This window comes from Neorhizobium sp. SHOUNA12A (assembly GCF_023006505.1).
Classification (GTDB): domain Bacteria; phylum Pseudomonadota; class Alphaproteobacteria; order Rhizobiales; family Rhizobiaceae; genus Neorhizobium.
Window position 1 is genome coordinate 1 of sequence record NZ_JALBGV010000091.1, and the last position, 21,014, is coordinate 21,014.

General features: G+C 62.6%; 26 protein-coding genes. 16 read left to right on the forward strand and 10 right to left on the reverse strand.

Annotated features, from left to right (window positions below):
* Positions 1–264 (reverse strand): GntR family transcriptional regulator (locus MOV63_RS27165; protein ID WP_247038590.1); only part of this gene is annotated, 264 nt, incomplete at its 3' end.
* A 148-nt stretch (positions 265–412) separates the two neighbouring features.
* On the opposite strand from MOV63_RS27165, the gene MOV63_RS27170 reads away from it, so the two are divergent.
* A complete protein-coding gene (locus tag MOV63_RS27170) occupies positions 413–1,102 on the forward strand; it encodes an HAD family hydrolase (RefSeq protein ID WP_037084221.1) in 690 nt (229 codons plus the stop codon).
* A gap of 40 nt (positions 1,103–1,142) precedes the next feature.
* On the opposite strand, the gene MOV63_RS27175 is transcribed toward MOV63_RS27170, so the two are convergent.
* On the reverse strand, positions 1,143–1,712 hold the full coding sequence (locus tag MOV63_RS27175) for a PilZ domain-containing protein (protein ID WP_247038624.1): 570 nt from the start codon (positions 1,710–1,712) through the stop codon (positions 1,143–1,145).
* Between the two features lie 126 nt (positions 1,713–1,838).
* Between MOV63_RS27175 and thrC the strand changes: the two genes are divergently transcribed.
* The 9 genes from thrC (at position 1,839) to MOV63_RS27220 (ending at position 10,301) form a co-directional block, all read left to right on the forward strand.
* Positions 1,839–3,242, forward strand: a complete 1,404-nt coding sequence (gene thrC / locus MOV63_RS27180) for a threonine synthase (protein WP_247038592.1) — start codon at positions 1,839–1,841, stop codon at positions 3,240–3,242.
* A 33-nt stretch (positions 3,243–3,275) separates the two neighbouring features.
* Positions 3,276–4,574 (forward strand): pitrilysin family protein, encoded by a 1,299-nt coding sequence (locus tag MOV63_RS27185; RefSeq protein WP_247038594.1) that lies wholly within the window; start codon positions 3,276–3,278, stop codon positions 4,572–4,574.
* A gap of 30 nt (positions 4,575–4,604) precedes the next feature.
* The gene (locus MOV63_RS27190; protein WP_038540698.1) at positions 4,605–5,216 is read left to right on the forward strand and encodes a GNAT family N-acetyltransferase; all 612 of its coding nucleotides are present in this window, start codon (positions 4,605–4,607) and stop codon (positions 5,214–5,216) included.
* A gap of 38 nt (positions 5,217–5,254) precedes the next feature.
* The gene (locus MOV63_RS27195; protein WP_247038626.1) at positions 5,255–8,125 is read left to right on the forward strand and encodes an EAL domain-containing protein; all 2,871 of its coding nucleotides are present in this window, start codon (positions 5,255–5,257) and stop codon (positions 8,123–8,125) included.
* A gap of 193 nt (positions 8,126–8,318) precedes the next feature.
* Complete coding sequence (locus MOV63_RS27200) at positions 8,319–8,642, forward strand: helix-turn-helix transcriptional regulator (protein WP_038584330.1); 324 nt, start codon at positions 8,319–8,321, stop codon at positions 8,640–8,642.
* Positions 8,639–9,070 (forward strand): SRPBCC domain-containing protein, encoded by a 432-nt coding sequence (locus tag MOV63_RS27205; protein WP_247038596.1) that lies wholly within the window; start codon positions 8,639–8,641, stop codon positions 9,068–9,070. Before MOV63_RS27200 ends, MOV63_RS27205 begins: the two co-directional genes overlap by 4 nt.
* Before the next feature lie 71 nt (positions 9,071–9,141).
* The gene (locus MOV63_RS27210; protein WP_247038598.1) at positions 9,142–9,357 is read left to right on the forward strand and encodes a hypothetical protein; all 216 of its coding nucleotides are present in this window, start codon (positions 9,142–9,144) and stop codon (positions 9,355–9,357) included.
* Positions 9,358–9,368: 11 nt separating this feature from the next.
* Positions 9,369–9,836: a DUF1801 domain-containing protein gene (locus MOV63_RS27215; RefSeq protein ID WP_247038600.1), complete on the forward strand. Its 468-nt coding sequence runs from the start codon at positions 9,369–9,371 to the stop codon at positions 9,834–9,836.
* Positions 9,837–9,857: 21 nt separating this feature from the next.
* Complete coding sequence (locus MOV63_RS27220) at positions 9,858–10,301, forward strand: DUF1801 domain-containing protein (RefSeq protein ID WP_247038602.1); 444 nt, start codon at positions 9,858–9,860, stop codon at positions 10,299–10,301.
* Between the two features lie 337 nt (positions 10,302–10,638).
* On the opposite strand, the gene MOV63_RS27225 is transcribed toward MOV63_RS27220, so the two are convergent.
* The 3 genes from MOV63_RS27225 to MOV63_RS27235 all read right to left on the reverse strand — a co-directional run bounded on the left by MOV63_RS27225 (position 10,639) and on the right by MOV63_RS27235 (position 12,689).
* Entirely contained in the window at positions 10,639–11,706 is a 1,068-nt protein-coding gene (locus MOV63_RS27225) for a putative zinc-binding metallopeptidase (protein ID WP_247038604.1), read from the reverse strand.
* A gap of 92 nt (positions 11,707–11,798) precedes the next feature.
* On the reverse strand, positions 11,799–11,990 hold the full coding sequence (locus MOV63_RS27230; protein ID WP_038540680.1) for a CsbD family protein: 192 nt from the start codon (positions 11,988–11,990) through the stop codon (positions 11,799–11,801).
* Positions 11,991–12,083: 93 nt separating this feature from the next.
* Positions 12,084–12,689: a YqgE/AlgH family protein gene (locus tag MOV63_RS27235; RefSeq protein WP_247038606.1), complete on the reverse strand. Its 606-nt coding sequence runs from the start codon at positions 12,687–12,689 to the stop codon at positions 12,084–12,086.
* A gap of 161 nt (positions 12,690–12,850) precedes the next feature.
* Here MOV63_RS27235 and MOV63_RS27240 point away from each other — a divergent pair, with 161 nt between their 5' ends.
* The 6 genes from MOV63_RS27240 to MOV63_RS27260 all read left to right on the forward strand — a co-directional run bounded on the left by MOV63_RS27240 (position 12,851) and on the right by MOV63_RS27260 (position 17,175).
* Positions 12,851–13,708: a protein-disulfide reductase DsbD domain-containing protein gene (locus MOV63_RS27240; protein ID WP_247038608.1), complete on the forward strand. Its 858-nt coding sequence runs from the start codon at positions 12,851–12,853 to the stop codon at positions 13,706–13,708.
* Between the two features lie 146 nt (positions 13,709–13,854).
* Positions 13,855–14,340, forward strand: coding sequence for a peroxiredoxin (locus MOV63_RS27245; protein WP_247038610.1), 486 nt, complete (start codon positions 13,855–13,857; stop codon positions 14,338–14,340).
* A gap of 163 nt (positions 14,341–14,503) precedes the next feature.
* On the forward strand, positions 14,504–14,626 hold the full coding sequence (locus MOV63_RS32680) for a hypothetical protein (RefSeq protein WP_258718945.1): 123 nt from the start codon (positions 14,504–14,506) through the stop codon (positions 14,624–14,626).
* Complete coding sequence (locus MOV63_RS27250) at positions 14,623–15,390, forward strand: metal ABC transporter ATP-binding protein (protein ID WP_247038612.1); 768 nt, start codon at positions 14,623–14,625, stop codon at positions 15,388–15,390. Before MOV63_RS32680 ends, MOV63_RS27250 begins: the two co-directional genes overlap by 4 nt.
* Positions 15,387–16,259, forward strand: a complete 873-nt coding sequence (locus tag MOV63_RS27255; protein ID WP_247038614.1) for a metal ABC transporter permease — start codon at positions 15,387–15,389, stop codon at positions 16,257–16,259. Before MOV63_RS27250 ends, MOV63_RS27255 begins: the two co-directional genes overlap by 4 nt.
* A gap of 16 nt (positions 16,260–16,275) precedes the next feature.
* Positions 16,276–17,175 carry a metal ABC transporter substrate-binding protein gene (locus MOV63_RS27260; protein ID WP_247038616.1) on the forward strand — a complete coding sequence of 300 codons (900 nt, stop codon included), beginning with the start codon at positions 16,276–16,278 and terminating at the stop codon, positions 17,173–17,175.
* Positions 17,176–17,407: 232 nt separating this feature from the next.
* Here MOV63_RS27260 and MOV63_RS27265 read toward each other — a convergent pair whose 3' ends face one another.
* The 5 genes from MOV63_RS27265 to MOV63_RS27285 all read right to left on the reverse strand — a co-directional run bounded on the left by MOV63_RS27265 (position 17,408) and on the right by MOV63_RS27285 (position 20,759).
* On the reverse strand, positions 17,408–17,716 hold the full coding sequence (locus MOV63_RS27265) for a Dabb family protein (RefSeq protein WP_038540660.1): 309 nt from the start codon (positions 17,714–17,716) through the stop codon (positions 17,408–17,410).
* 63 nt (positions 17,717–17,779) lie between these two features.
* Positions 17,780–18,589, reverse strand: coding sequence for an endonuclease/exonuclease/phosphatase family protein (locus MOV63_RS27270; protein ID WP_247038618.1), 810 nt, complete (start codon positions 18,587–18,589; stop codon positions 17,780–17,782).
* Positions 18,586–19,314, reverse strand: a complete 729-nt coding sequence (locus tag MOV63_RS27275; protein WP_247038620.1) for a bifunctional 2-polyprenyl-6-hydroxyphenol methylase/3-demethylubiquinol 3-O-methyltransferase UbiG — start codon at positions 19,312–19,314, stop codon at positions 18,586–18,588. The genes MOV63_RS27270 and MOV63_RS27275 overlap by 4 nt, the downstream gene beginning before the upstream one ends.
* 24 nt (positions 19,315–19,338) lie before the next feature.
* Positions 19,339–19,779: a ribonuclease HI gene (gene rnhA, locus MOV63_RS27280; protein ID WP_046641544.1), complete on the reverse strand. Its 441-nt coding sequence runs from the start codon at positions 19,777–19,779 to the stop codon at positions 19,339–19,341.
* On the reverse strand, positions 19,776–20,759 hold the full coding sequence (locus MOV63_RS27285; protein ID WP_247038622.1) for a homoserine kinase: 984 nt from the start codon (positions 20,757–20,759) through the stop codon (positions 19,776–19,778). Before MOV63_RS27285 ends, rnhA begins: the two co-directional genes overlap by 4 nt.
* Between the last annotated feature and the right edge of the window lie 255 nt (positions 20,760–21,014).

The following is a 21,014-nucleotide window of genomic DNA, read 5'->3' on the forward strand; positions in this document are numbered from 1 at the left end:
CACGGCCCGCATATCCGCCACTTCGCGCACTTCGGCGAGATCGAAGGAGGCGACCCGCACGCCGCGGCGCGGCTCGCTGATCGCCAGGCCCTGCGCTTCCAGCCGGCGGAATGCCTCGCGCACCGGTACATGGCTGGTCTCGAATTCCTCGGCGATGTGATCCTGGCGGAGACGGGCACCGGGGGCGAGTTCGCCTCGCACGATGCGATCGGCAAGCACCCGGCTGATGCGGCTGGCGATTGTGTCTTCCGGTTCCTTGCCCATCAGCGTTCCTTAGAGCGCCGTTTTCCGCTTGTCGAGAGCCGCCCGCTCCGCTTGTCCCTGCCATGCGTGACAGTTGGTTGAGGTTTTTCCTGCCATCGTATAAAAGGCCGCCTCACCCTCCATGCAAGGCCCATAAAAGGCATTCCCCATGAGCAGCTTCGACCTCATCATCTTCGATTGCGACGGCGTGCTCGTCGATTCAGAAATCATCGCGGCGCAGGTGGAATCCAGGCTGCTGACCGAAGCGGGATATCCGATCAGCGTCGAGGAAATGGGCGAGCGCTTCGCTGGCATGACCTGGAAGAACATCCTCCTGGCCGTGGAGAAGGAAGCCGACATTCCGCTGTCGGCCTCGCTGCTCGACAAGTCCGAGACGCTGCTCGATGCGCGGCTTGCCCGCGACGTGAAGATCATCGACGGCGTGAAGTTCGCGCTGGCAAGGCTGACGACGCAGCGCTGCATCTGCTCCAATTCAAGCACCCACCGCCTCGACGTGATGCTCGAAAAGGTCGGCCTGAAACCCTATTTCGCGCCGCATATCTATTCGGCCAAGGATCTCGGGCCGGATCGGGTGAAGCCGAAGCCGGATATCTTCCTGCACGCTGCCGAGCAGTTCAAAGTCTCGCCGGAGAAGTGCCTGGTGATCGAGGATTCCACCCATGGCGTCCATGGTGCCAAGGCCGCCGGCATGCGCGTCGTCGGCTTTACTGGTGCATCGCACACCTATCCGAGCCATGCCGACCGGTTGACCGATGCGGGTGCCGAAACAGTGATCTCGCGAATGATGGATCTGCCTGCGGTCATCGCCGCGCTCGGCGAATGGGCCGGGGCGCTCTGAGCGCCCCGATCGGTTCTTTCCCGATTAGGTCCGGCCTCGATTATTTCTGGCGGACCGGCTTCTTTGCCGGGCCGGCGTCGAAGCCGAGGCGGACCCGGGTGAAGCGTGAGGCGCCGCCTTGCGCGTTCGGGATCTGCACATCCGCCTTGTTGAAGATGAACTGGGTGCCGCCGGCAGGCATGTCGACCGGGAAAGCCACCTTCTGCGAATAAATGACGCTGTCGCCGTCCACGACTTCGACAAGGATCGGCAGGGTGACCTTGCCGGGAACGCCGACCGGGCCCTGGACGAGGCGCCCTTGCGCGACGACGTTGATGGTCAGCGTCGTCTCATTGGCGGTGCATTGGCGCGTCGCGTCGGCAAGCGACGCCTGGTAGAGCAGTTTTTCCGGCTTGTTTTCGCCGCCGCGCGCATAGGCGCGGTGAATGGCGGTCTGTTCCAGCATCACGACCGGCGGGCAGAACGCCTGCACGACGGCGGTCGCGGCCTGGCCTGCGGGGGCGGCGGTAGCGGTAGGGGCCAGCCCTTCGGTCGGCGCCGAGGAATTGCAGCTTGCGAGAACCGCTACGAGCGACACCGCCAGAAGACCACGCGAAATCTTTGCAAACACCGTACTCAACCCTCTTCCATCCCAATATCCGGGCAACATCGAAGCGAACCGGAGCTTCACTTTCCGGTCTTTCACCGCCCATTTTCCTGGTCTATATCAGCGGCGCGAATAAAAATCGATTGGGGATTGAAGGTCGTGGACTACATTTCTACCCGGGGCGAAGCTGCCCCTCTCGGATTCCGCGATGCGCTGATGGCGGGACTTGCCCGCGATGGCGGCCTTTACGTGCCACGCCAATGGCCTTCGCTCTCCAAAAAAGAGATCCGCGGCCTGCGCGGCAAGACCTATCAGGAGGTCGCCTTCGAGATCCTCAAGCACTTCGTCGGCGACGAAATCCCCGCCGAGAAGCTGAAAGGCATGATCGACGAGGCTTATGCCACGTTCCGGCATCCGGCCGTCGTGCCGCTCGTGCAGACGGGGCCGAACGATTTCGTACTCGAACTCTTCCACGGCACGACGCTTGCCTTCAAGGACGTTGCGATGCAGCTGCTCGCCCGGCTGATGGATTATGTGCTCGCCGAGCGCGGCGAGCGGGCGACGATCGTCGGCGCGACGTCGGGCGATACCGGCGGCGCGGCGATCGACGCATTCGCGGGCCGCGAGCGCACCGACATCTTCATCCTCTTCCCGCATGGCAAGGTCTCGCCCGTGCAGCAGCGGCAGATGACGACGTCGAAAGCCGCCAATGTGCATGCGCTGGCGCTGAAGGGCAATTTCGACGACTGCCAGAACATCGTCAAGGAGATGTTCAACGACGTCGCCTTCCGCGACCGGGTCAGGCTTTCGGGCGTCAATTCGATCAACTGGGCGCGGATCATGGCGCAGGTGGTCTATTATTTCACCGCTGCCGTTTCGCTCGGCGGGCCGGACCGGAAAATCTCCTTCACCGTGCCGACCGGCAATTTCGGCGATATCTTCGCAGGTTATGTGGCCAAGAAGATGGGCCTGCCGATCGACCGGCTGGTGATCGCCACCAATGACAACGACATCCTCGCCCGGACGCTGAAGACCGGTCGCTACGAAATGCGCGATGTCAAGGCGACCACCTCGCCTTCGATGGACATCCAGATCTCGTCCAATTTCGAGCGGCTGCTGTTCGAGGCCTATGGCCGCGACGCCGCCTCGGTGCGCGCCGCCATGGCTGGCCTCAAACAATCCGGCAGCTTCGAGATCAAACCGGAGGCGCTGAAGGCGATCCGCCGCGAATTCCGCGCCGGACGGGCGACGGAGCGGCAGGTTGCCGCAACGATCCGCGAGACGCTTGCCGAGACCGGTTACCTGCTTGACCCGCATACGGCGACCGGCGTTTTCGTCGCGAAAAAGAACGCAAAGCCGGCGAGCCCGATGGTGACGCTTGCGACCGCCCACCCGGCCAAATTCCCGGCCTCGGTAAAATCCGCTTGCGGAATTGATCCGGCGCTTCCATCATGGCTTGCTGATCTTATGCAAAGGGAGGAGCGCTTCGATATCTTGGAGCCTGAGCTTAAGTCCGTCGAAACTTTCATCGGCGAGCATGCCCGCGCTAAGTAAGTAAGGTATCGGCGGCGCCGGAAAGACGTAAACATGAATGTAGAAATCACCCGGCTCGCCTCCGGGTTGACGGTCGTCACCGAAACCATGCCGCATCTGGAGAGCGTCGCGCTGGGTGTCTGGATCAAGTCCGGATCGCGTAACGAGACCGAGGACGAACACGGCATCGCCCATCTCCTCGAGCACATGGCCTTCAAGGGCACCGCCCGCCGCAGCGCCCGCGACATCGCCGAGGAAATCGAGAATGTCGGCGGCGAGCTCAACGCCGCGACATCCACCGAAACCACCTCCTATTACGCCCGCGTGCTCAGGGACCATGTCCCGCTGGCGGTCGATATCCTTGCCGACATCCTGACGGAATCTGCCTTCGACGAGGAAGAACTGCGTCGCGAAAAGCACGTCATCCTCCAGGAGATCGGCGCTGCCAACGACACGCCCGATGACGTCGTGTTCGACAAGTTTTCCGAGGTCGCCTATCGCGGTCAGACGATCGGCCGGCCGATCCTCGGCACGCCGGATACGGTCAAGGGGTTCACCCCGCGGCAGATCCGCAACTATCTTTCGCGCAATTACACGACGGACCGGATGTTCGTGGTCGCCGCCGGCGCCGTCGATCATGCGACGTTCACCAAGCAGGTGGAAGAGCGCTTCGCCAGCCTGCCGATGACCCCGAGTTCGCCGCCCGTGCTCGAAACCGCCCGCTATATCGGCGGCGACGTGCGCGAAACACGCGACCTGATGGACGCGCAGGTTCTGCTCGGTTTCGAGGGCAAGGCCTATCACATGCGTGACTTCTACTGTTCGCAGATCCTGGCGAACATCCTCGGCGGCGGCATGTCGTCGCGCCTGTTCCAGGAAGTGCGCGAACACCGCGGCCTCTGCTACTCGGTCTATGCATTCCACTGGGGTTTTTCCGATACCGGCATCTTCGGCATCCACGCGGCGACCGGCGGCAACGAGCTGCCGACGCTGGTGCCCGTCATCATCGACGAGCTGCGCAAGTCTTCGGAAACCATTCACAGCCAAGAAATCGACCGCGCCCGCGCCCAGATCCGCGCCCAATTGCTGATGGGCCAGGAAAGCCCGGCTGCACGTGCCGGCCAGATCGCTCGCCAGATGATGCTCTACGGACGCCCGATCCCGAACCCGGAAATGATGGAACGGCTGGAAGGGATCACGACGGAGCGGCTCACCGATCTTGCCGGGCGGCTGTTTTTCGATACAGTTCCGACATTGTCGGCGGTCGGCCCAATCGAACAGCTTGCACCGTTGAGCGACATCACCACGGCACTTGCCACGCCGGGGATCCAGACCAAGAAGGCTGCCGGTTAAACCGGCCGCCCTGCCCGGAGCAGCACTAGCATGACCAAGTCGGTGTTTCGGTTCCTGTCGCGACAGCCGGACACACCAGAGCTTTATGGCGAAAACCACCTGCTCCGGCTCCCCCGTTATTCCGACTACAAGCAGTGGCAGCGGCTGCGCTCGGAAAGCCGTCCCTTTTTACAGCCCTGGGAGCCGGTCTGGCGGCCGGATGAACTGACCGAAGGATCGTTCCGCCTGCGGGTCGTCAGAAGCGGCCAGGAATATGCCTCGGGCCTTGCCGTGCCGCTGCTTCTCTTCCGCCGCGACGACCAGGTGCTGCTCGGCGGCCTGACCATCGGCTATATCCGCCGCGGTGCGGCGCAGAGCTGCATGGTCGGCTACTGGATGGGCGAGAAACATTCCGGCCAAGGCCATATGTTGGCCGCATTGAAGGTGGCTATCCCGTATATCTACGGCGGACTTCAGTTGCACCGGATCGAGGCAGCCTGTATTCCGGAGAACTGGAAGAGTGTACGGCTTCTCGAAAAGGCCGGTTTCGAGCAGGAAGGTCTTTTGCGCAAGTATCTCAAAATCAATGGCGAATGGCGCGACCACCTGATGTTTTCCCGGCTGCCGGAAGACGGTGAGTTCGGGAAGATGCTGAAGCCATGAGCGCCTCGTTCTTGCGTCTTGCGCCGTTGACCCGATTTATGCCGGCGATCATCGCCCTCCTTGCTGTCGCCATGTTCCTGACGGCGGCGCCGGCTGCGCGCGCCGCGGAGCCGGTCAAGATTTCGCGAGACGACACGGCGCTCGACCTCACGAGAACCACGGATATCTACGTCAACCAGGGCGAGGCCTTCCAGGTGTCGACGGCCGCCGGCTCGGACGGCATCCGCCGCCGCATCGAGGTGCGTGCCAGTTCCCCCGGCCACCAAGGCGACTGGGCTGTTTTCGCACTTTCCAACGTCTCCGAAGAACAGCTCGAACGGGTGATCGTCGCACCGCATTTCCGGCTCGCCAATTCGAAAATGTTCTGGCCGGACCTCGGCTCGCAGCGCATCATCTCGATCACGCCTTCGGAAGGTTTTGCGCTCGACCGGATACCGAGCCCGGACGCCGACGTCTTCCGGATCACGCTGAATCCCGGTTCGACCATCACCTTCGTCGCAGAACTGGCGACGCCCTCGCTGCCGCAGATCTATCTTTGGCAGCCGGATGCCTACAAGGACACCGTCAACTCGTTCACCCTCTATCGTGGCATCGTGCTCGGCATTGCCGGCCTTCTGGCGGTGTTCCTGACCATTCTTTTCGTCGTCAAGGGCACCTCGATGCTGCCGGCGGCGGCGGCACTTGCCTGGGCGGTGCTTGCCTATATCTGCGTCGACTTCGGTTTTCTCGACAAGCTGATCACCGTCACGTCTGGCGACCAGCGCATCTGGCGCGCGGCGGCGGAAGTGGCGCTCGCCTCCTCGCTCGTGATCTTCCTGTTCACCTATCTCAACCTCAACCGCTGGCATGTGCATCTCGGCTACGCGACGCTTGCCTGGGTGGTCGGCCTGGTGCTGCTCGGGGGCGTCGCGATCTACGATCCGTCGGTCGCGTCGGGCATTGCCCGCCTTTCGTTCGCGTTGACCGGCACGGTCGGCATCCTTTTGATCATCTATCTCGGCTTCAACCGCTACGACCGGGCGATCCTGCTGGTGCCGACCTGGGCGCTGATCCTCGTCTGGCTGTTCGGCGGCTGGCTGACGGTGACCGGCAGGCTCGACAACGACATCATCCAGCCGGCGCTCGGCGGCGGCCTGGTCCTCATCGTTCTCCTGATCGGCTTCACCGTCATGCAGCATGCCTTTGCCGGCGGTGCCTATCAGCAGGGCCTGTTCTCCGACCTCGAACGGCAATCGCTGGCGCTGACGGGCAGCGGCGACACCGTCTGGGACTGGGACGTGGCCCGCGACCGGGTCGTCACCACGCCCGACATCTCGACCCGCCTCGGGCTCGATTCCGGCGCCATGCACGGGCCGGTACGCAACTGGGTGCCGCGGCTGCATCCCGATGACCGCGACCGTTTTCGCGCGACGCTGGACGTCCTGCTGGAACACCGCCGCGGCCGGCTGAACCACGAATTCCGCATCCGCGCCGAGGACGGGCATTTCCACTGGCTGCAGATCCGCGCCCGGCCGGTGCTCGGCTCGAACGGCGAAATCATCCGCTGCGTCGGCACGATCATCGACGTCACCGAGCAGAAGAACTCCGTCGAGCGGCTGCTGCAGGATGCGATGCATGACAACCTGACCGGCCTGCCGAACCGCCAGGTCTTCCTCGACCGGCTGCAATCGGTGCTGACGCTGGCGCCCGGCGGCGACACCGTACGTCCAACTGTGATGGCGATCGACATCGACCGCTACAAGCAGGTCAACGACTCACTCGGGATTGCGGCCGGCGACAATATCCTGATCGCACTGACCCGGCGCCTGCGCCGCCTGCTGAAGCCGCAGGATACGCTGGCGCGGCTTGCCGGCGACCAGTTCGGACTGATCCTGGTTTCGGAGCGCGATCCCGCCAAGGTGGCGGATTTTGCCGATGCGGTTTCCAAGGCGATCATGGTGCCGATCAACTTCGCCAACCGCGAGATCATCCTCACCGCCTCGATCGGCCTCTCCTCCTGGGTCGACCAGCAGGAAAGCGCTTCGGGCATGCTGGCCGACGCGGAACTTGCCATGTATCGGGCGAAACGCGCCGGCGGCAATCGCGTCGAGCCCTTCCGCCCGGCATTCCGTGCCGCCGGTGCCGACAAGCTGCAGATCGAAACCGACCTTCGCCGGGCCATCGAACGCAAGGAGCTGTTTCTTGCCTATCAGCCGATCATCCGCCTGAAGGATGGCGAGATTGCCGGGTTCGAAGCGCTGATGCGCTGGGATCATCCCAAGCGCGGCAGCATTCCGCCGTCGGAATTCATTCCGATTGCCGAAATGTCGGACCTGATCGGCCCGCTCGGCCTGTTCGCAATCGACCGTGCCGCCTCGGACCTGATGGTCTGGCAGCAGCAGACAGGCGACCTGCCGGTATTCGTGTCGGTCAACCTGTCGAGCGCGCAGCTGCTCAACGCAGACCTTTATAACGACGTGCGGGCGCTGCTGCAGAAGACGCAGGTCAACCCGGGCCAATTGAAGCTCGAGCTCACCGAATCGCTGATGATGGAGAACCCGGAACAGGCGCGGCTGGTGCTCGGCAAGCTCAAGGAGACCGGCCTCAGCCTGGCGCTCGACGATTTCGGCACCGGCTATTCGTCGCTTGCCTACCTCACGCAGTTCCCCTTCGACACGATCAAGCTCGACAAGGCGCTGGTCCGCAACGCAACGGAAAAGCGGGCCGTGCTGCTGCGCTCCGTGATCGCCATGGCCCGCGCGCTTGAGATGACCGTGGTGGCGGAAGGTGTGGAGACCGACGAGGATGCGGCGGAACTCGCCAAGATGGGCTGCCATTTCGGCCAGAGCTATCTGTTCGGCCCGCCTGCCCCGGCAGACGCCGTGCTGCGGCTTCTGAAAGAGCGCTTTCCGCTGACCAAGCGGGCCTGAAGCGCACTGCGCCAGGATCCGCGGCCCTCGCGGACCGGTAATAGCATCACAGGATGCATAGCCCCCAGGACATGAGAAATCCACGCAGCCACTCCGAGTCCGGCGAAACCGCTTCGAGGCCTTCCGTTCCCGCTTGACTCATCCATAGCTCTCTGGCTATACGTTAATTCATAGCCAACGAGGTATGGATCCAGTGTCGGACGCTCACGATGTGCTCTTCAGAACGCTCGCCGACCCCACGCGCCGTGCGATCTTCGAACGGCTGTGCCGCGAAGGCGAGAAGACGGTCGGGGTGCTCACGGCGCAGGCCGGGGTTTCGCAGCCCGTCGTCTCGAAACATCTCGGATTGCTGAAGCGCGCCGGGCTGGTGCGCGATCGTCATGAAGGCCGCCAGACGCATTATAGCGCGCAGCTCGGCGCACTCGCCCCGCTGGTAGACTGGACAAGCGAGATGGCCGGGTTCTGGCAAAACCGCTTCGACAAGCTCGAAGACCTGCTCAAAAGGATGGACCAATGAACGAGACCTCGACCGAAACCCGCACCGTCGTTGTCGAACGCGATATTCCTCACCCGGCGGAAAAGGTCTGGCGCGCACTGACGCAGCAGCACCTGATCGAGGAATGGCTGATGAAGAACGATTTCCAGCCGGTCGTCGGGCACCGCTTCAAGCTTCGCGGCGAATGGGGCGGCGTGCTGGACTGCGAGGTGCTGGCCGTGGAGCTTCATAAAAGGCTCTCCTACACCTGGGACCATGCGCATGACGATGCGGCCTACGATCTCAAAAGCGTGGTGACCCTGACGCTCACCCCGACCCGCACCGGAACCCATCTGCGCATGGAGCAGTCCGGCTTCCGGCCCGAGCAAAAGCTCGCCTACAACGGTGCCCGCCACGGATGGCAGGGATTCCTCGGAGCGCTGGAGACGGTTTTGGCGGGGATCGACTGAGGTCTGGCGACAGGCACGGCCGGATTTTTTACAGGGCGGCAGGGCCGCTCGTTTCAGAGGAGGTATTACCGTTGAACTGGAACTCGTTGACCCGGCAGGTCCACCGCTGGCTGTCGATCGTCTTCACGGTCACCGTGGTCGCCAATTTCGTCGCCATGGGCTTCGGGGAACCGCCCTTGTGGGTGGTCTATTCTCCCCTGCTCCCGCTCTTCCTGCTATTGTTCAGCGGCCTATATCTGTTTGCGCTGCCTTATGTCCGCCGCGGTGGGCAAGATGTTCGTGGATAGGAGGGAAGCGAATGGCCGGCAAAGCGTCCAAAACGCCCGTGAATATTGCCAGGGCATCCACCGGTAATGTCGGTGCGGGGCCGGTGCTGCTCTCGGGCGGCAATCCGCAGATCGCCAAGGGTTATGGCGACGCCCCGGTGCAGGCCTATATCGCGGCCATGCCGGGCTGGAAAAGCGATGTCGGGCGCCGCCTCGACGCGCTCGTCACCAGCACCGTCCCCAATGTCTACAAGGCGGTCAAATGGAACTCGCCGCTCTACGGCATCGAGGGCGACGGGTGGTTCCTCGGCGTCCATTGCTTTGCCAAATACATCAAGCTGGCCTTCTTCCGCGGCGCCTCGCTCAGTCCCGTCCCTCCCGGCACGTCCAAGACGCCGCAGACGCGTTACGTCCATATCCATGAGGGAGACGAACTCGACGAAGCGCAGCTTGCCGATTGGGTGAAGCAGGCCAGTCAGTTGCCCGGCGAACGAATGTAGCGACGGGCGAAACGCAACAGTATGAAGGAAGCGACGGCAACCATGGAAACGATGAAAAGCAATTCGACGGACAGCCAAGCCTCTCCGGCGCAGCTGATCGACGCGCGGATCAGCGAGCTTGGCGATTGGCGGGGCGAGACGCTCGCTCGTGTCCGGTCTCTGATCCAGCAGGCAGAGCCCGGCGTGGTCGAGGAGTGGAAGTGGCGAGGGGTTCCGGTCTGGGAGCTCGGCGGGATCATCTGCACTGGCGAGACCTACAAGAATGCAGTGAAACTGACCTTTGCCAAAGGGGCTTCGCTGGAGGATCCGTCGGGCCTCTTCAACTCCAGCCTCGACGGCAATACCCGGCGCGCCATCGATTTCCACGAGGGTGACAAGATCGATGAAGAGGCGCTGAAGGCACTTATTCGCGCCGCCGCGGCACTGAATTCCGCCCGGTCCCAAAAGAAGCCGAAGAGCGCCTGATCGGGGGTTTAACTGTTAGACCGGCCCCGATCATTCCCCACGCCGCAGCGGCGCAGCCTTCTATCGGGACGGTCCGCTCAGGATCTATCGAGGGACAAAAACTAGATATAATAACGGGTAATAAATAAGATACGTCGTCGTTTGTCAGGAATGAGAGGCGAAAAGCGCTGTTTCAATACGGTGCAGCCTCCCCAAAAATATGAAAATGCATATTTCGAGTTGACGAAATCGTGATCTTGCCCCCTAATTCCCAGGGGTCTCTGAATGCGCCCCACAAACTACACCCCGCCTTTCGATCCACCGAAAGGCGGGTTTTCTTTTTTTCCGGCGGAGTTCCTTACCCCCTCCGGGAATGGATCAGCCGGTGAATATACTCCAATTTCACCATGACGGCCTGCGACAGCACGAATGGGTAGAGATCCGGCTGGCCCATCGAGCGGTGGATGCTGTTGAGCGCCATGCTGAACGGCACCCAGGCGGAGACAAGCTGCTCCGCATCACGCGCCGCATAGGGGTTGAAGGCCACTTCCGCCGCCATTTCCGCATGGCCGCGAGGCTCGATCACCATGCCATAGGCACGGGCTGTCTCCAACGTATCGACGATATGCAGGTAGTGGGCGAAGCACTCGGCAAAATCTTCCCAAGGATGGGTGCTGGCATAGGTGCTGATGTAGAAATCCTGCCAGCCGGGCGGCGGGCCCTGTTCATAATTTCTCTGCAGCGCCGCGCCATAATCGACGGTCTCGTCACCGAAGATGGCGCGGAATTCCTCCAGCCTGCCGCCGTCGCGCACCAGCTTGTCCCAGACATAATGACCCGTCTCGTGGCGAAAATGTCCGAGCATCGTGCGATAGGGCTCGTTCATCGAGACGCGCACCTGCTCGCGGGTCGCATCGTCGGCCTCGGCGGCGCGGATCGCGATCAGCCCGTCTTCGTGACCGGTCATGGCCGGCACGACAGTGCCGTCCGGCTGAATCTCGTCGATCAGGAAATCGAAAACGAGGCCGCCCTGGGGATCCTCGTCGCGATTGGTGTGCGGCAGGTTCCAGCGCAGGAGCGAATAGAAGAGATGCCGCTGCGCCTGGCTGATACGCCGCCATTGGCTGAGGCCGACCTCGGTCGAGGCATCCGGAACCAGTCGGTTATGCCGGCATGCGGGGCAAAACGGATGCGGATCGTCGGCGCTGACCGTCCAGTTGCAGATGTCCATCGCGGCATTGGCGCAATGTCGCACCTTGTAGTCCGGCCGGGCGACGAGATGCCACGTTTCCTGCCCCTCATCCTGCACCAGCGCATGCATGGCCAGATGCTCCGGAACGAAAGCCAGCCGATGGCCGCAGTTGACGCAGGAGCGGTTGTCGAAATGGATGGTCTGGCCGCAATGATCGCAGTCGTAGAGGCGCATGGAAAATCCGTCGGTTCCAAAGGAGCGGATACAGAAAACCTGCTCCGGCCGGAGCCGGAACAGGTTCGCATTCTAAGCTTGTAGCGTAACCGTTACATGCGGTCGACAACGCCCTTTGCGGCATCCTTGACCTTGCCCTTGGCCTGCTGCGCACGGCCCTTGGCTTCCTGGCCGGCACCCTTCGCCTTGAGCTTCGGATTGTCGGTCATGTCGCCGGCCGCCTGCTTGGCCTTGCCTGCCATTTCATTGGCCTTGCCGGCCATCTTGTCACTGGTGCTGCCCATCATGCTTCTCCTTCACGAGGACGTCCATCGTCCTGCGGGGAAAACAACTCCGGGCCGGAGGCTTCGTTCCGCAAATCTTTTCAAATTGAACGATCAGGCGTGGCCGGCTTCGCTGGAGAGCATTTCCGGGCTGACGCCGAGGAGCGCCAGGGCGCGTTCGTATTTGCCTTCCAGCGCCCGGTCGAAGATCAGTTCGTCGCTGGCGGGGCAATTCAGCCAGCCGTTATTGGCGATCTCGAGTTCCAGCTGGCCGGCGCCCCAGCCGGCATAACCGAGCAGCATCGTGGCGCGCGCCGGTCCCCGCCCGTCGCAGATGGCGCGGATGATATCGAGCGTGGCGGTCAGCGAGATGTCGTCACTGACGGGAATGGAGGATTCGCTGACAAAGTCGTCCGAATGCAGCACGAAGCCGCGGCCGCTCTCGACCGGACCACCCGAGAGGATCGGGAAATCGCGGGTCTGCACCGGCAGCATGATCGCATCGGCCTGATCCATGATCTTCAGGTGGAGGAGAACGTCCGTGAACGAAATCTGCTGGGCGCGATTGATGATGAAACCCATCGCGCCGGCCGGCGAATGGGCACATATATAAACCACGGCACGAGTGAAATTGCCGTCCTGCATGCTTGGCATGGCAATCAGGAACTGTCCGTCCAGGAAGCCCCGTTCGCTCTTGTCCCCGAGGGTCGAGAAAGACATGATGCCTCCAGCCTGCCTTCCGGCCCGGCCAACGGACAGGAAAGCGTCGATTGCAATTCCATCAAGATGGGGCAGTCCGACCGATCAATCAACTGAAAATGATCGACTTGCGTGGCGTCGTGACTGGTTCAAACAAGGCCAATCGGTTAAACGCTTGGTCGATGAAGAGAATTTCGCCGAGCAGCATGCCGTCCCGCGCGCCGACCTTGGTCGCCGCCTGCATCACCGTGGCCGCTGTCCTGGGCATTGCCTCGATGAGCCGCGCCGAGACCACGCCGTGGGCGAGCAACGAGGGCGGCCGCATGCGGATCGTGGCGATGCCGCCGGAGCCCGACGGCACGGTGCGCGGCGCGCTGCAGATCGAACCGAAAGCCGGCTGGATCACCTATTGGAAGGAGCCGGGCGATGCCGGCATTCCGCCGCAGATGGTGTTTTCCAAGGCAAGCGGCGTGACGCTGAGCAGCATGAGTTATCCCGTGCCGAAGCGGATCGACAATGGCAAACTGCGCGACATAGGCTACGACCATGCGGTCGCCCTGCCCTTCGAGCTGAAGATGGAAGATCCCGGCAAGCCCCTGAGCCTCGGCGCCTCCGCCTTTGTCGGTCTTTGCCGCAATATCTGCATTCCCTTTCAGGCGGAATTCTCGCTGCAGCTCGGGGCCGTCAAAGGCACGCCGGTCGAAGAGGCGATGATCCTCAATGCCGCGACTTCAAAACTCCCGGAAGCCCCATCGGACGATTTCGCCGTCACCCATTATGCGATGACGCAAGGGCGCGACAATTTGAGCCTGAAGCTGAAGCTGCCGCCCGGCAGCGTGGTGCCGCCGCAGGTGATCGTCACCGGTCCGCAGGGCCACGTGCTCTTCGACGGCGTCAACGGCCGGCGCGACGGCGACGCCTACGCGCTCGACATGCCGGTCGGCAAGCTGCCGAAGAATTACGACATCAGGGGCAAACACTGGGGCATTCTCGTGATCGCCGGAAACCGGGCCATGGAAACCTCGCTCGCCTTCGAGTGACGTCACCGTCACCTCCTGTTGATCGGACCTGCCGCTGGAGACCCTGTTGCGTGCGCCCCTCTCCCTTGTCTTGTGCCAACTCCGCTCTATAGTGCGCCGCGAATGGCGGGCCTGAAACAGGCGCTCGCCCAACCGAGGAGAGCCCCATGACGATTGCCATCGGCGACAAACTTCCCCCAGCCAAGTTCAAGGAAAAGACCGCGGACGGCCCGGTGGAGATCACCACCGAACAGCTTTTCGACGGCAAGAAGGTCGTGCTTTTCGCCGTGCCCGGCGCCTTCACGCCCACCTGTACGCTGAACCACCTGCCGGGATATCTGGAAAACCGCGATACGATCCTTTCCAAGGGCGTGGACGACATCGCCGTTCTCTCGGTCAACGACTGGCACGTGATGGGCGCCTGGGCGACCCAGACGGGCGGTCTCGGCAAGATCCACTTCCTGGCCGACTGGGACGGCGCATTCACCAAGGTACTCGGCCTTGAGGCCGACCTTTCCGCCGGCGGCCTCGGCGTGCGCTCCAAGCGTTATTCGATGCTGGTCGAGGATGGCGTCGTGAAGTCGCTCAACGTCGAGGAAAGCCCCGGTCAGGCCACCGTTTCCGGCGCCGCGGCGATGCTGGAACAGCTCTGAGCACGGATTTGTATTTCGTTTGAGAGGACGCCTGCAGGCGTCCTTTTTGTTTTCGATAGTGCGAGGATGGGCCATGTCCACGGGACGCGCTTCCTCCTCCGCCATCTTTCTGCCATATTTGTTATAACATAACTGTAATGTTATTACATAAATGGCAGCTGCAGTGGCACGATTTTCTCCCTCCTTCAGCCTTATCGGTAGTTCTAGTCTCGGCCGCCTCGTTTATGTCGCGCTGCTGCTCGGCCTGCTCTGGCTGGCGATCGAGTGGGCGGTGATGCTGCCGTGAGCGTCCTCCTCACGCTCGACAATCTCACGGTCACCTACGACCGTCATCCCGCCGTTCATCACGTATCGGGTTTCTTCCGGGTCGGTAGCCTGACTGCGATTGCCGGGCCGAACGGCGCCGGCAAATCGACGCTGATGAAAGCGATCATGGGCGAGTTGAGGCCGGCGGAAGGGCGACTGCGGCATCAGCTTGCGCGCAGCGATTTCGGCTATCTGCCGCAAGCGGCGGATATCAACCGGCGTTTTCCAATCTCCGTCCTCGATACGGTGCTGCTCGGCGCCTGGCGGCATACGGGGGCGTTCAAGGCGAACGGACCGAAGGAATACACCCAGGCGGCGGCGGCACTCGCGGCCGTCGGCCTTAGCGGTTTTGACCGGCGGCCGATCGGCTCGCTTTCGGCCGGGCAGTTCCAGCGGGTGTTGTTTGCGCGCCTCCTGCTTCAGGATGCCAAAGTCATCCTGCTCGACGAACCTTTTACGGCGATCGACGCGCGCACCACCCAGGACCTGCTCGACATCGTCGCGCACTGGCATGGCGAAGGCCGCACGGTGATCGCCGTGCTGCATGACCTCGAACAGGTGCGAACCCATTTTCCCGAGACCCTGCTGCTCGCCCGCGAGTGCATCGCCTGGGGGCCGACGGCGGAGGTGATGTCGGCCGGCAATCTTCTGAAGGCGCGGATGATGGCCGAGCGTTGGGACGACGGCGCCGGGAGCTGTGAGCCGCCGGTCGGCGGCGCTTCGACCAACGGGGTTGTCGCATGAGCACCTACGATCTGCTGATCGCGCCGTTTGCCGATTACGGCTTCATGCGCCGGGCGCTGGTCGCCTGCCTCTGCCTGGCGCTCGGCTCCGGGCCGATCGGCGTCTTCCTGATGCTGCGGCGCATGAGCCTGATGGGCGATGCAATGAGCCATGCGGTGCTGCCGGGTGCGGCAATCGGCTACTTGGTCGCCGGTTCGCTGTCGCTGACGGCGATGGGGATCGGCGGACTTGTGGCGGGGCTTTCCGTGGCGCTGCTTTCCGGCGTGGTCAGCCGCGCCACGGTGCTGCAGGAAGACGCCAGCTTTGCGAGCTTTTACCTGACTTCGTTGGCCTTGGGCGTGCTGATCGTCTCGCTGCGCGGCTCCAACGTCGATCTTCTGCACGTGCTGTTCGGCACCATTCTCGCCATCGACGGCCCCGCGCTCGTCCTCATCGGCTCGATCACATCGGTGACGCTGGTCGTCCTTGCCCTGGTCTACCGGCCGCTGGTGGCGGAATGTTTCGATCCGGGCTTCCTGCGAACCGTTGGCGGCCGCGGCCCGGTCTATCACGCGCTGTTCCTGCTGCTCGTCGTGCTCAACATGGTCGCGAGCTTTCAGGCGCTCGGCACGCTGATGGCGGTCGGGCTGATGATGCTGCCGTCGGCGATCGCGCAGCTTTGGGCCCGCAGCCTGAGCGCGATGATGGCGCTCGCCGCCGCCGCGGCCGCTGTCTCCGGTTATGTCGGATTGATCGCGTCCTATCATCTCGAACTCGCCTCCGGCCCGACGATCATCATGACCGCAGCGGTGATCTACGGCTTTTCCATCCTCTTCGCACCGTCCGGCCTTGCCCGGCGGCTCTTTCCCCGCCCGCATCTCGCAGGCTGACTTCAAGGAGACTTCGATGATATCCCGCAGACTGCTTCTCTCCGCCGCCGTTCCCGCCCTCATGGCCTTTTCCGCAGTGCCTGCCTTCGCGGACACGCTGAAAGTCGTCGCCTCCTTCACGGTGCTCGGCGATGTTGTCTCCCAGGTGGGCGGCAAACACGTGAAGGTGACGAACCTCGTCGGCCCGAACGGCGATCCGCATGAATTCGAGCCATCGCCGACGGACGCCCGGAACCTCAAGGCGGCGCAGGTGGCCTTCGTCAGCGGCGAAGGCCTGGAAGGCTGGATGGACCGGCTGATTACCGCCTCGGGCTACAAGGGCAAGCCGGTCGTGGTGTCTGAAGGGGTGAACACCCGCACCATGGACGAAGACGGCAAGACGGTCACCGATCCGCATGTCTGGAACAGCCCGGTCAACGTCAAGGTCTGGGTCGCCAATATCGAAAAAGCGCTGTCGCAGGCGGATCCGGCCGATGCGGGCGCCTTCAAGGCGAATGCCGAAGCCTATCTCCAGAAGCTCGACGCGATGAATGCCTATGCGCATTCCAAGTTCGACGCGGTGCCGGCCGACCGCCGCAAGGTGCTGACCAGCCACGATGCCTTCGGTTATTTCGGCCGCGAATATAATGTCAGCTTCCTGGCGCCGCTCGGCCTCTCGACCGAGACCGAAGCCTCGGCCGCCGACGTCGCCAAGCTGATCGAGCAGATCAAGGCCGAAGGGGTGAAAACCTATTTCCTCGAAAATTCCAACGATCCGCGGCTGGTGAAGCAGATCGCCAAGGCGACGGCGGCCCAGCCGGGCGGCGAGCTTTATGTCGAATCGCTCTCGGATGCCAAGGGGCCGGCGCCGACCTATGAAAAGATGTTCCGCTACAATGTCGACCAGATCGCCGCGGCGATGGCGAAGTCGAGCTGACGCGCCTGGCTGAGCGGGCCGTTTGTCCAGCGGCATGTCCCCATCTCAACCCTCATCCCTGTGCTCGTCACAGGGATCCAGCAGCGCCGCGTCTGCGGCGCGGTTGATTCTCTCCAGCCCAAGGACTTGGGCTGACTGGATTCCTGTGACGAGCACAGGAATGAGGGAGTACGGGACGGCGGCACCGTTCAACATCCAACGTTAGCAGGCAGAACGCCGCGAGCTATCTGTCTCACACAGCCATATCGAAAACCAGAAGTCCCGACAGACCGCCGTCGGCGGAACCGATGATCCGATCGCCGACAGCTATGTGGTCCGGATGGACGAGATAGGCGTCGCGCGCCTCGGGGTTCTCGAAGGTCACGATGAAACCGTCGAGAAAGCCGCCGTTCAGGCCTTCCGGCGAGACGTTCTGGCCGAATTTCACGTCGAGGATGCCGGGCGTGACGTTCTTGAGCGCGGCAACAGCGTCATAGATCGACTGTTTTTCGGCCTGCTGGATGGCCGCCTTGAAGCGGATGAATACGCAATGCAGGATCATGGACCGACCTCCCCGAGTTGTCTGCGGCAGAATAGTGACTGATGCTGCGAGCGCAACAGCGGCTCAGGCGATTTCCAGAAGAAGCGCACGATGGTCGGAAACTTCCGGCTCCTCGACCACATCGAAATTCCCGACCTTCACATCCGGGGTCACCAGCAGATAGTCCGCATATCGCCCATCCTTCGGATACCAGGATGTGCGGGTGTCGGTGAAGCCGCGGGTGGTGACGAGATCGGTGAGGCCGAGTTTTTCGAGAATGGCGAAGGTCTCGCTGCCGGGCAGCAGATTGAAATCGCCGCAGACGACAAGCGGTTCACCCGGCTGCCGGACCTTCTCGATCAGTGCGACGAGGGCATGCGCCTGGGCCAATCGGGCCGGCGTATCGTCCTTGCCTGAGAGATCCCGCAGGCCGTGCATCTGAACGATGGTCATCGCCGAGCCGGTATCATGGCGAAAAATCCGCAAGCCATGGGCGTTGCGGGGACGCGGATGGTCGCCGAAGCCGGAAAGCGGGAAGTCGCCGTGGATGAAACCCTGCGCCTGGCCGATCACCGACAGGTCCTGCCGGACAAAGGTGGCTAGCCCCCATTCGGACATCACCTGGCGATCGCCGTCGTAAAGGGGGCCACGCGCGGCAGGGGCGAAAAACGCCCGGTGCCCGGGCAAGATCTCCGTCACGTCCTCCAGCAGGCTGGCACGCTGAGGCAGCTCAAAATTGCCTTCGCGAAAGGTCAGCCAGCCGCCGTCATATGACGCGACATGGGTGACTTCCTGCAGGCAAAGCACGTCCGGATCCGCATCGCTCAGATACCGCATCAGCGGCGCATGGACCCGGCCGCCCCAGGCGTTGAGGGAGATCAGGCGCAGGGTCATCGCTCAGCGGAGACCATGAGGATCATCGGGCGGTCCATCTCCTCGGCAAGTGCCGGATTGGCGGCAATCTGATCCGGCGAGGGATGCCATTCGATGACACGGCGGATGGCAAAACCGCCATCGATCAGCGTATTCAGCGTCGTGCCGATGGTGCGGTGATATTTGACGACGCCCTTGGCGAGCCAATCGGTCGTGCGCCGACCCTCGACCGAATAGCCATCCACCGGCCAGAATCTCTGGCCCGCGTCATCCATCCGCCAGCCGGGATTTTGGGAAGCCATATAGATCGGGTGTTCGATGGTGAAAACAAATTTTCCGCCCGGCACGAGGGCGGAATGAACCTCGGCCACCAGCCGACCGAAATCTTCCAGGTAATGGAAGGCGAGCGAGCTGTAGGCGAGATCGAAGGCTGCCGTGGGCAATTCGACCCGCTCCAGATCGGCGATTTCATAAGTGATGGCAGAGTGGGCGTTTTCCGTCCGAGCCTTGGCGATCATGTTTTCCGAGAGGTCGAGGCCGAGCACGGAGGCAGCGCCCTCCTCCGCCGCAAATCGCGAGAACCAGCCGAAACCGCAGCCGAGATCGACGACGCGCAGGCCGGTCATCTCAGGCAGCAGCGTCCTGATCACCGGCCATTCAGCGGCGCCAGCAAGACCGTGCACGGAACGCCCGAGCTGGCTGTAGCCTTCGAAGAATTCCGGCGTGTCATAGACGTTCTGAGCCATCGATCCCCTCCCCGGCTTGGGCGACTACTTCTTCTTGAACGGCGCCATGCCGAGGCGGGCGAGCTCGTCGGCGCGTTCGTTTTCCGGGTGGCCGGCATGGCCCTTCACCCAGTGCAGCGTCACCTTGTGCTTGTTGCGCGCTTCCTCCAGCTGCTGCCAGAGTTCGGCGTTCTTCACCGGCTTCTTGTCGGCGGTCTTCCAGCCGTTCTTCTTCCAGCCGAAGATCCATTTGGAAATGCCGTCCATCACATATTTGCTGTCGGTGTGAAGGTTGACCTCGCACGGGGTCTTCAGCGCGTTCAGCGCGGTGATCGCCGCCATCAGCTCCATGCGGTTGTTGGTCGTCTCGGCCTCGCCGCCGAACATTTCCTTTTCCGTGTCGCCATAACGCAGGATGGCGCCCCAGCCGCCTGGGCCGGGATTGCCGGAGCAGGCGCCGTCGGTGAAAATCTCTACCTGCTTCATGATGCGGACAGTCTTTCCTCGGTCAGCCCGTATTCGCTGGCCGACGTGATTTGGCGGTGGAAGCGCAGCTTGCGCAGATATTCGAGCGGATCCTTCTTGACCACCAGGGCGCCGGCCGGCGTCGTCAGCCAGTCGTAGAGCCTCGTCAGGAAGAAGCGCAGCGCCGAACCGCGGGCGAGGATCGGCAGGGCCTCGATCTCGGCTTTATCAAGCGGACGGACACTCTGGTAACCTTCGAGCAGCGCCTGGCCCTTGGTGAGATTGTAGGCGCCGTCCTTTTCGAAACACCAGGCATTCAGGCAGATCGAGACGTCATAGGCGAGCAGGTCGTTGCAGGCGAAATAGAAGTCGATCAGGCCGGACAGCTCGTCGCCCAGGAAGAAGACATTGTCCTGGAAGAGATCCGCATGGATGACGCCAGCGGCCAAGTCCTTCGGCCAGTTCCGGTCCAGATGATCCAGTTCCGAGGAAATCTCGTCCTGCAGGCCGGTTTCGACCTCGTCGGCGCGTGCTGCGGACTTTTCCCAAAGCGTCTTCCAGCCCTCGACGGAAAGCGAGTTCGGGCGCGTCAGATTGAAATCCTGGCCGGAGAGGTGCATCCGGGCAAGCGCCTTGCCGACCTCGCGGCAATGTTTCGCCTCCGGCTTCCTCAGCCACATGCCTTCGAGGAAGGAGATCAGCGCGGCGGGCCGGCCGGACAGGGTGCCGTAGAGATTTCCGTCGTTGCGCGGCAAGGGCAGCGGGCAGGACAGGCCGCCGGCCGCCAGATGCTGCATCAGGCCGAGGAAAAACGGCAGGTCACGCTCATCCGTCCGCTTTTCGTAAAGCGTCAGGATCAGCGGGTCACGGGTCGTGTGCAGCAGGAAATTCGAATTCTCGACGCCCTCCGCAATCCCCTTGTAAGAGGTCAGTTCCCCGACATCGTATTCAGTCAGGAACTGCTTCAGGTCGTCTTCGGTGATATCGGTATAAACGGCCAAGGTGGTCTCACGGTGCGTGGGAAAACAGAGTATTCAGTTCAAGGGCACACCCCCCTCTGTCACTTCGTGACATCTCCCCCTCAAGGGGGGAGATCATTGGGAGGATGCCGCCCCGGCTCCTTGCCGATCTCCCCCCTTGAGGGAGAGATGCCCGGCAGGGCAGAGCGACTGTCTTGTGCGTCAAGCGCTTTGCCATGGTTTATTGTCCCGGATGATGGCGTTGAGGATTGTGAGGAGCTTTCGCATGGTGGCGAC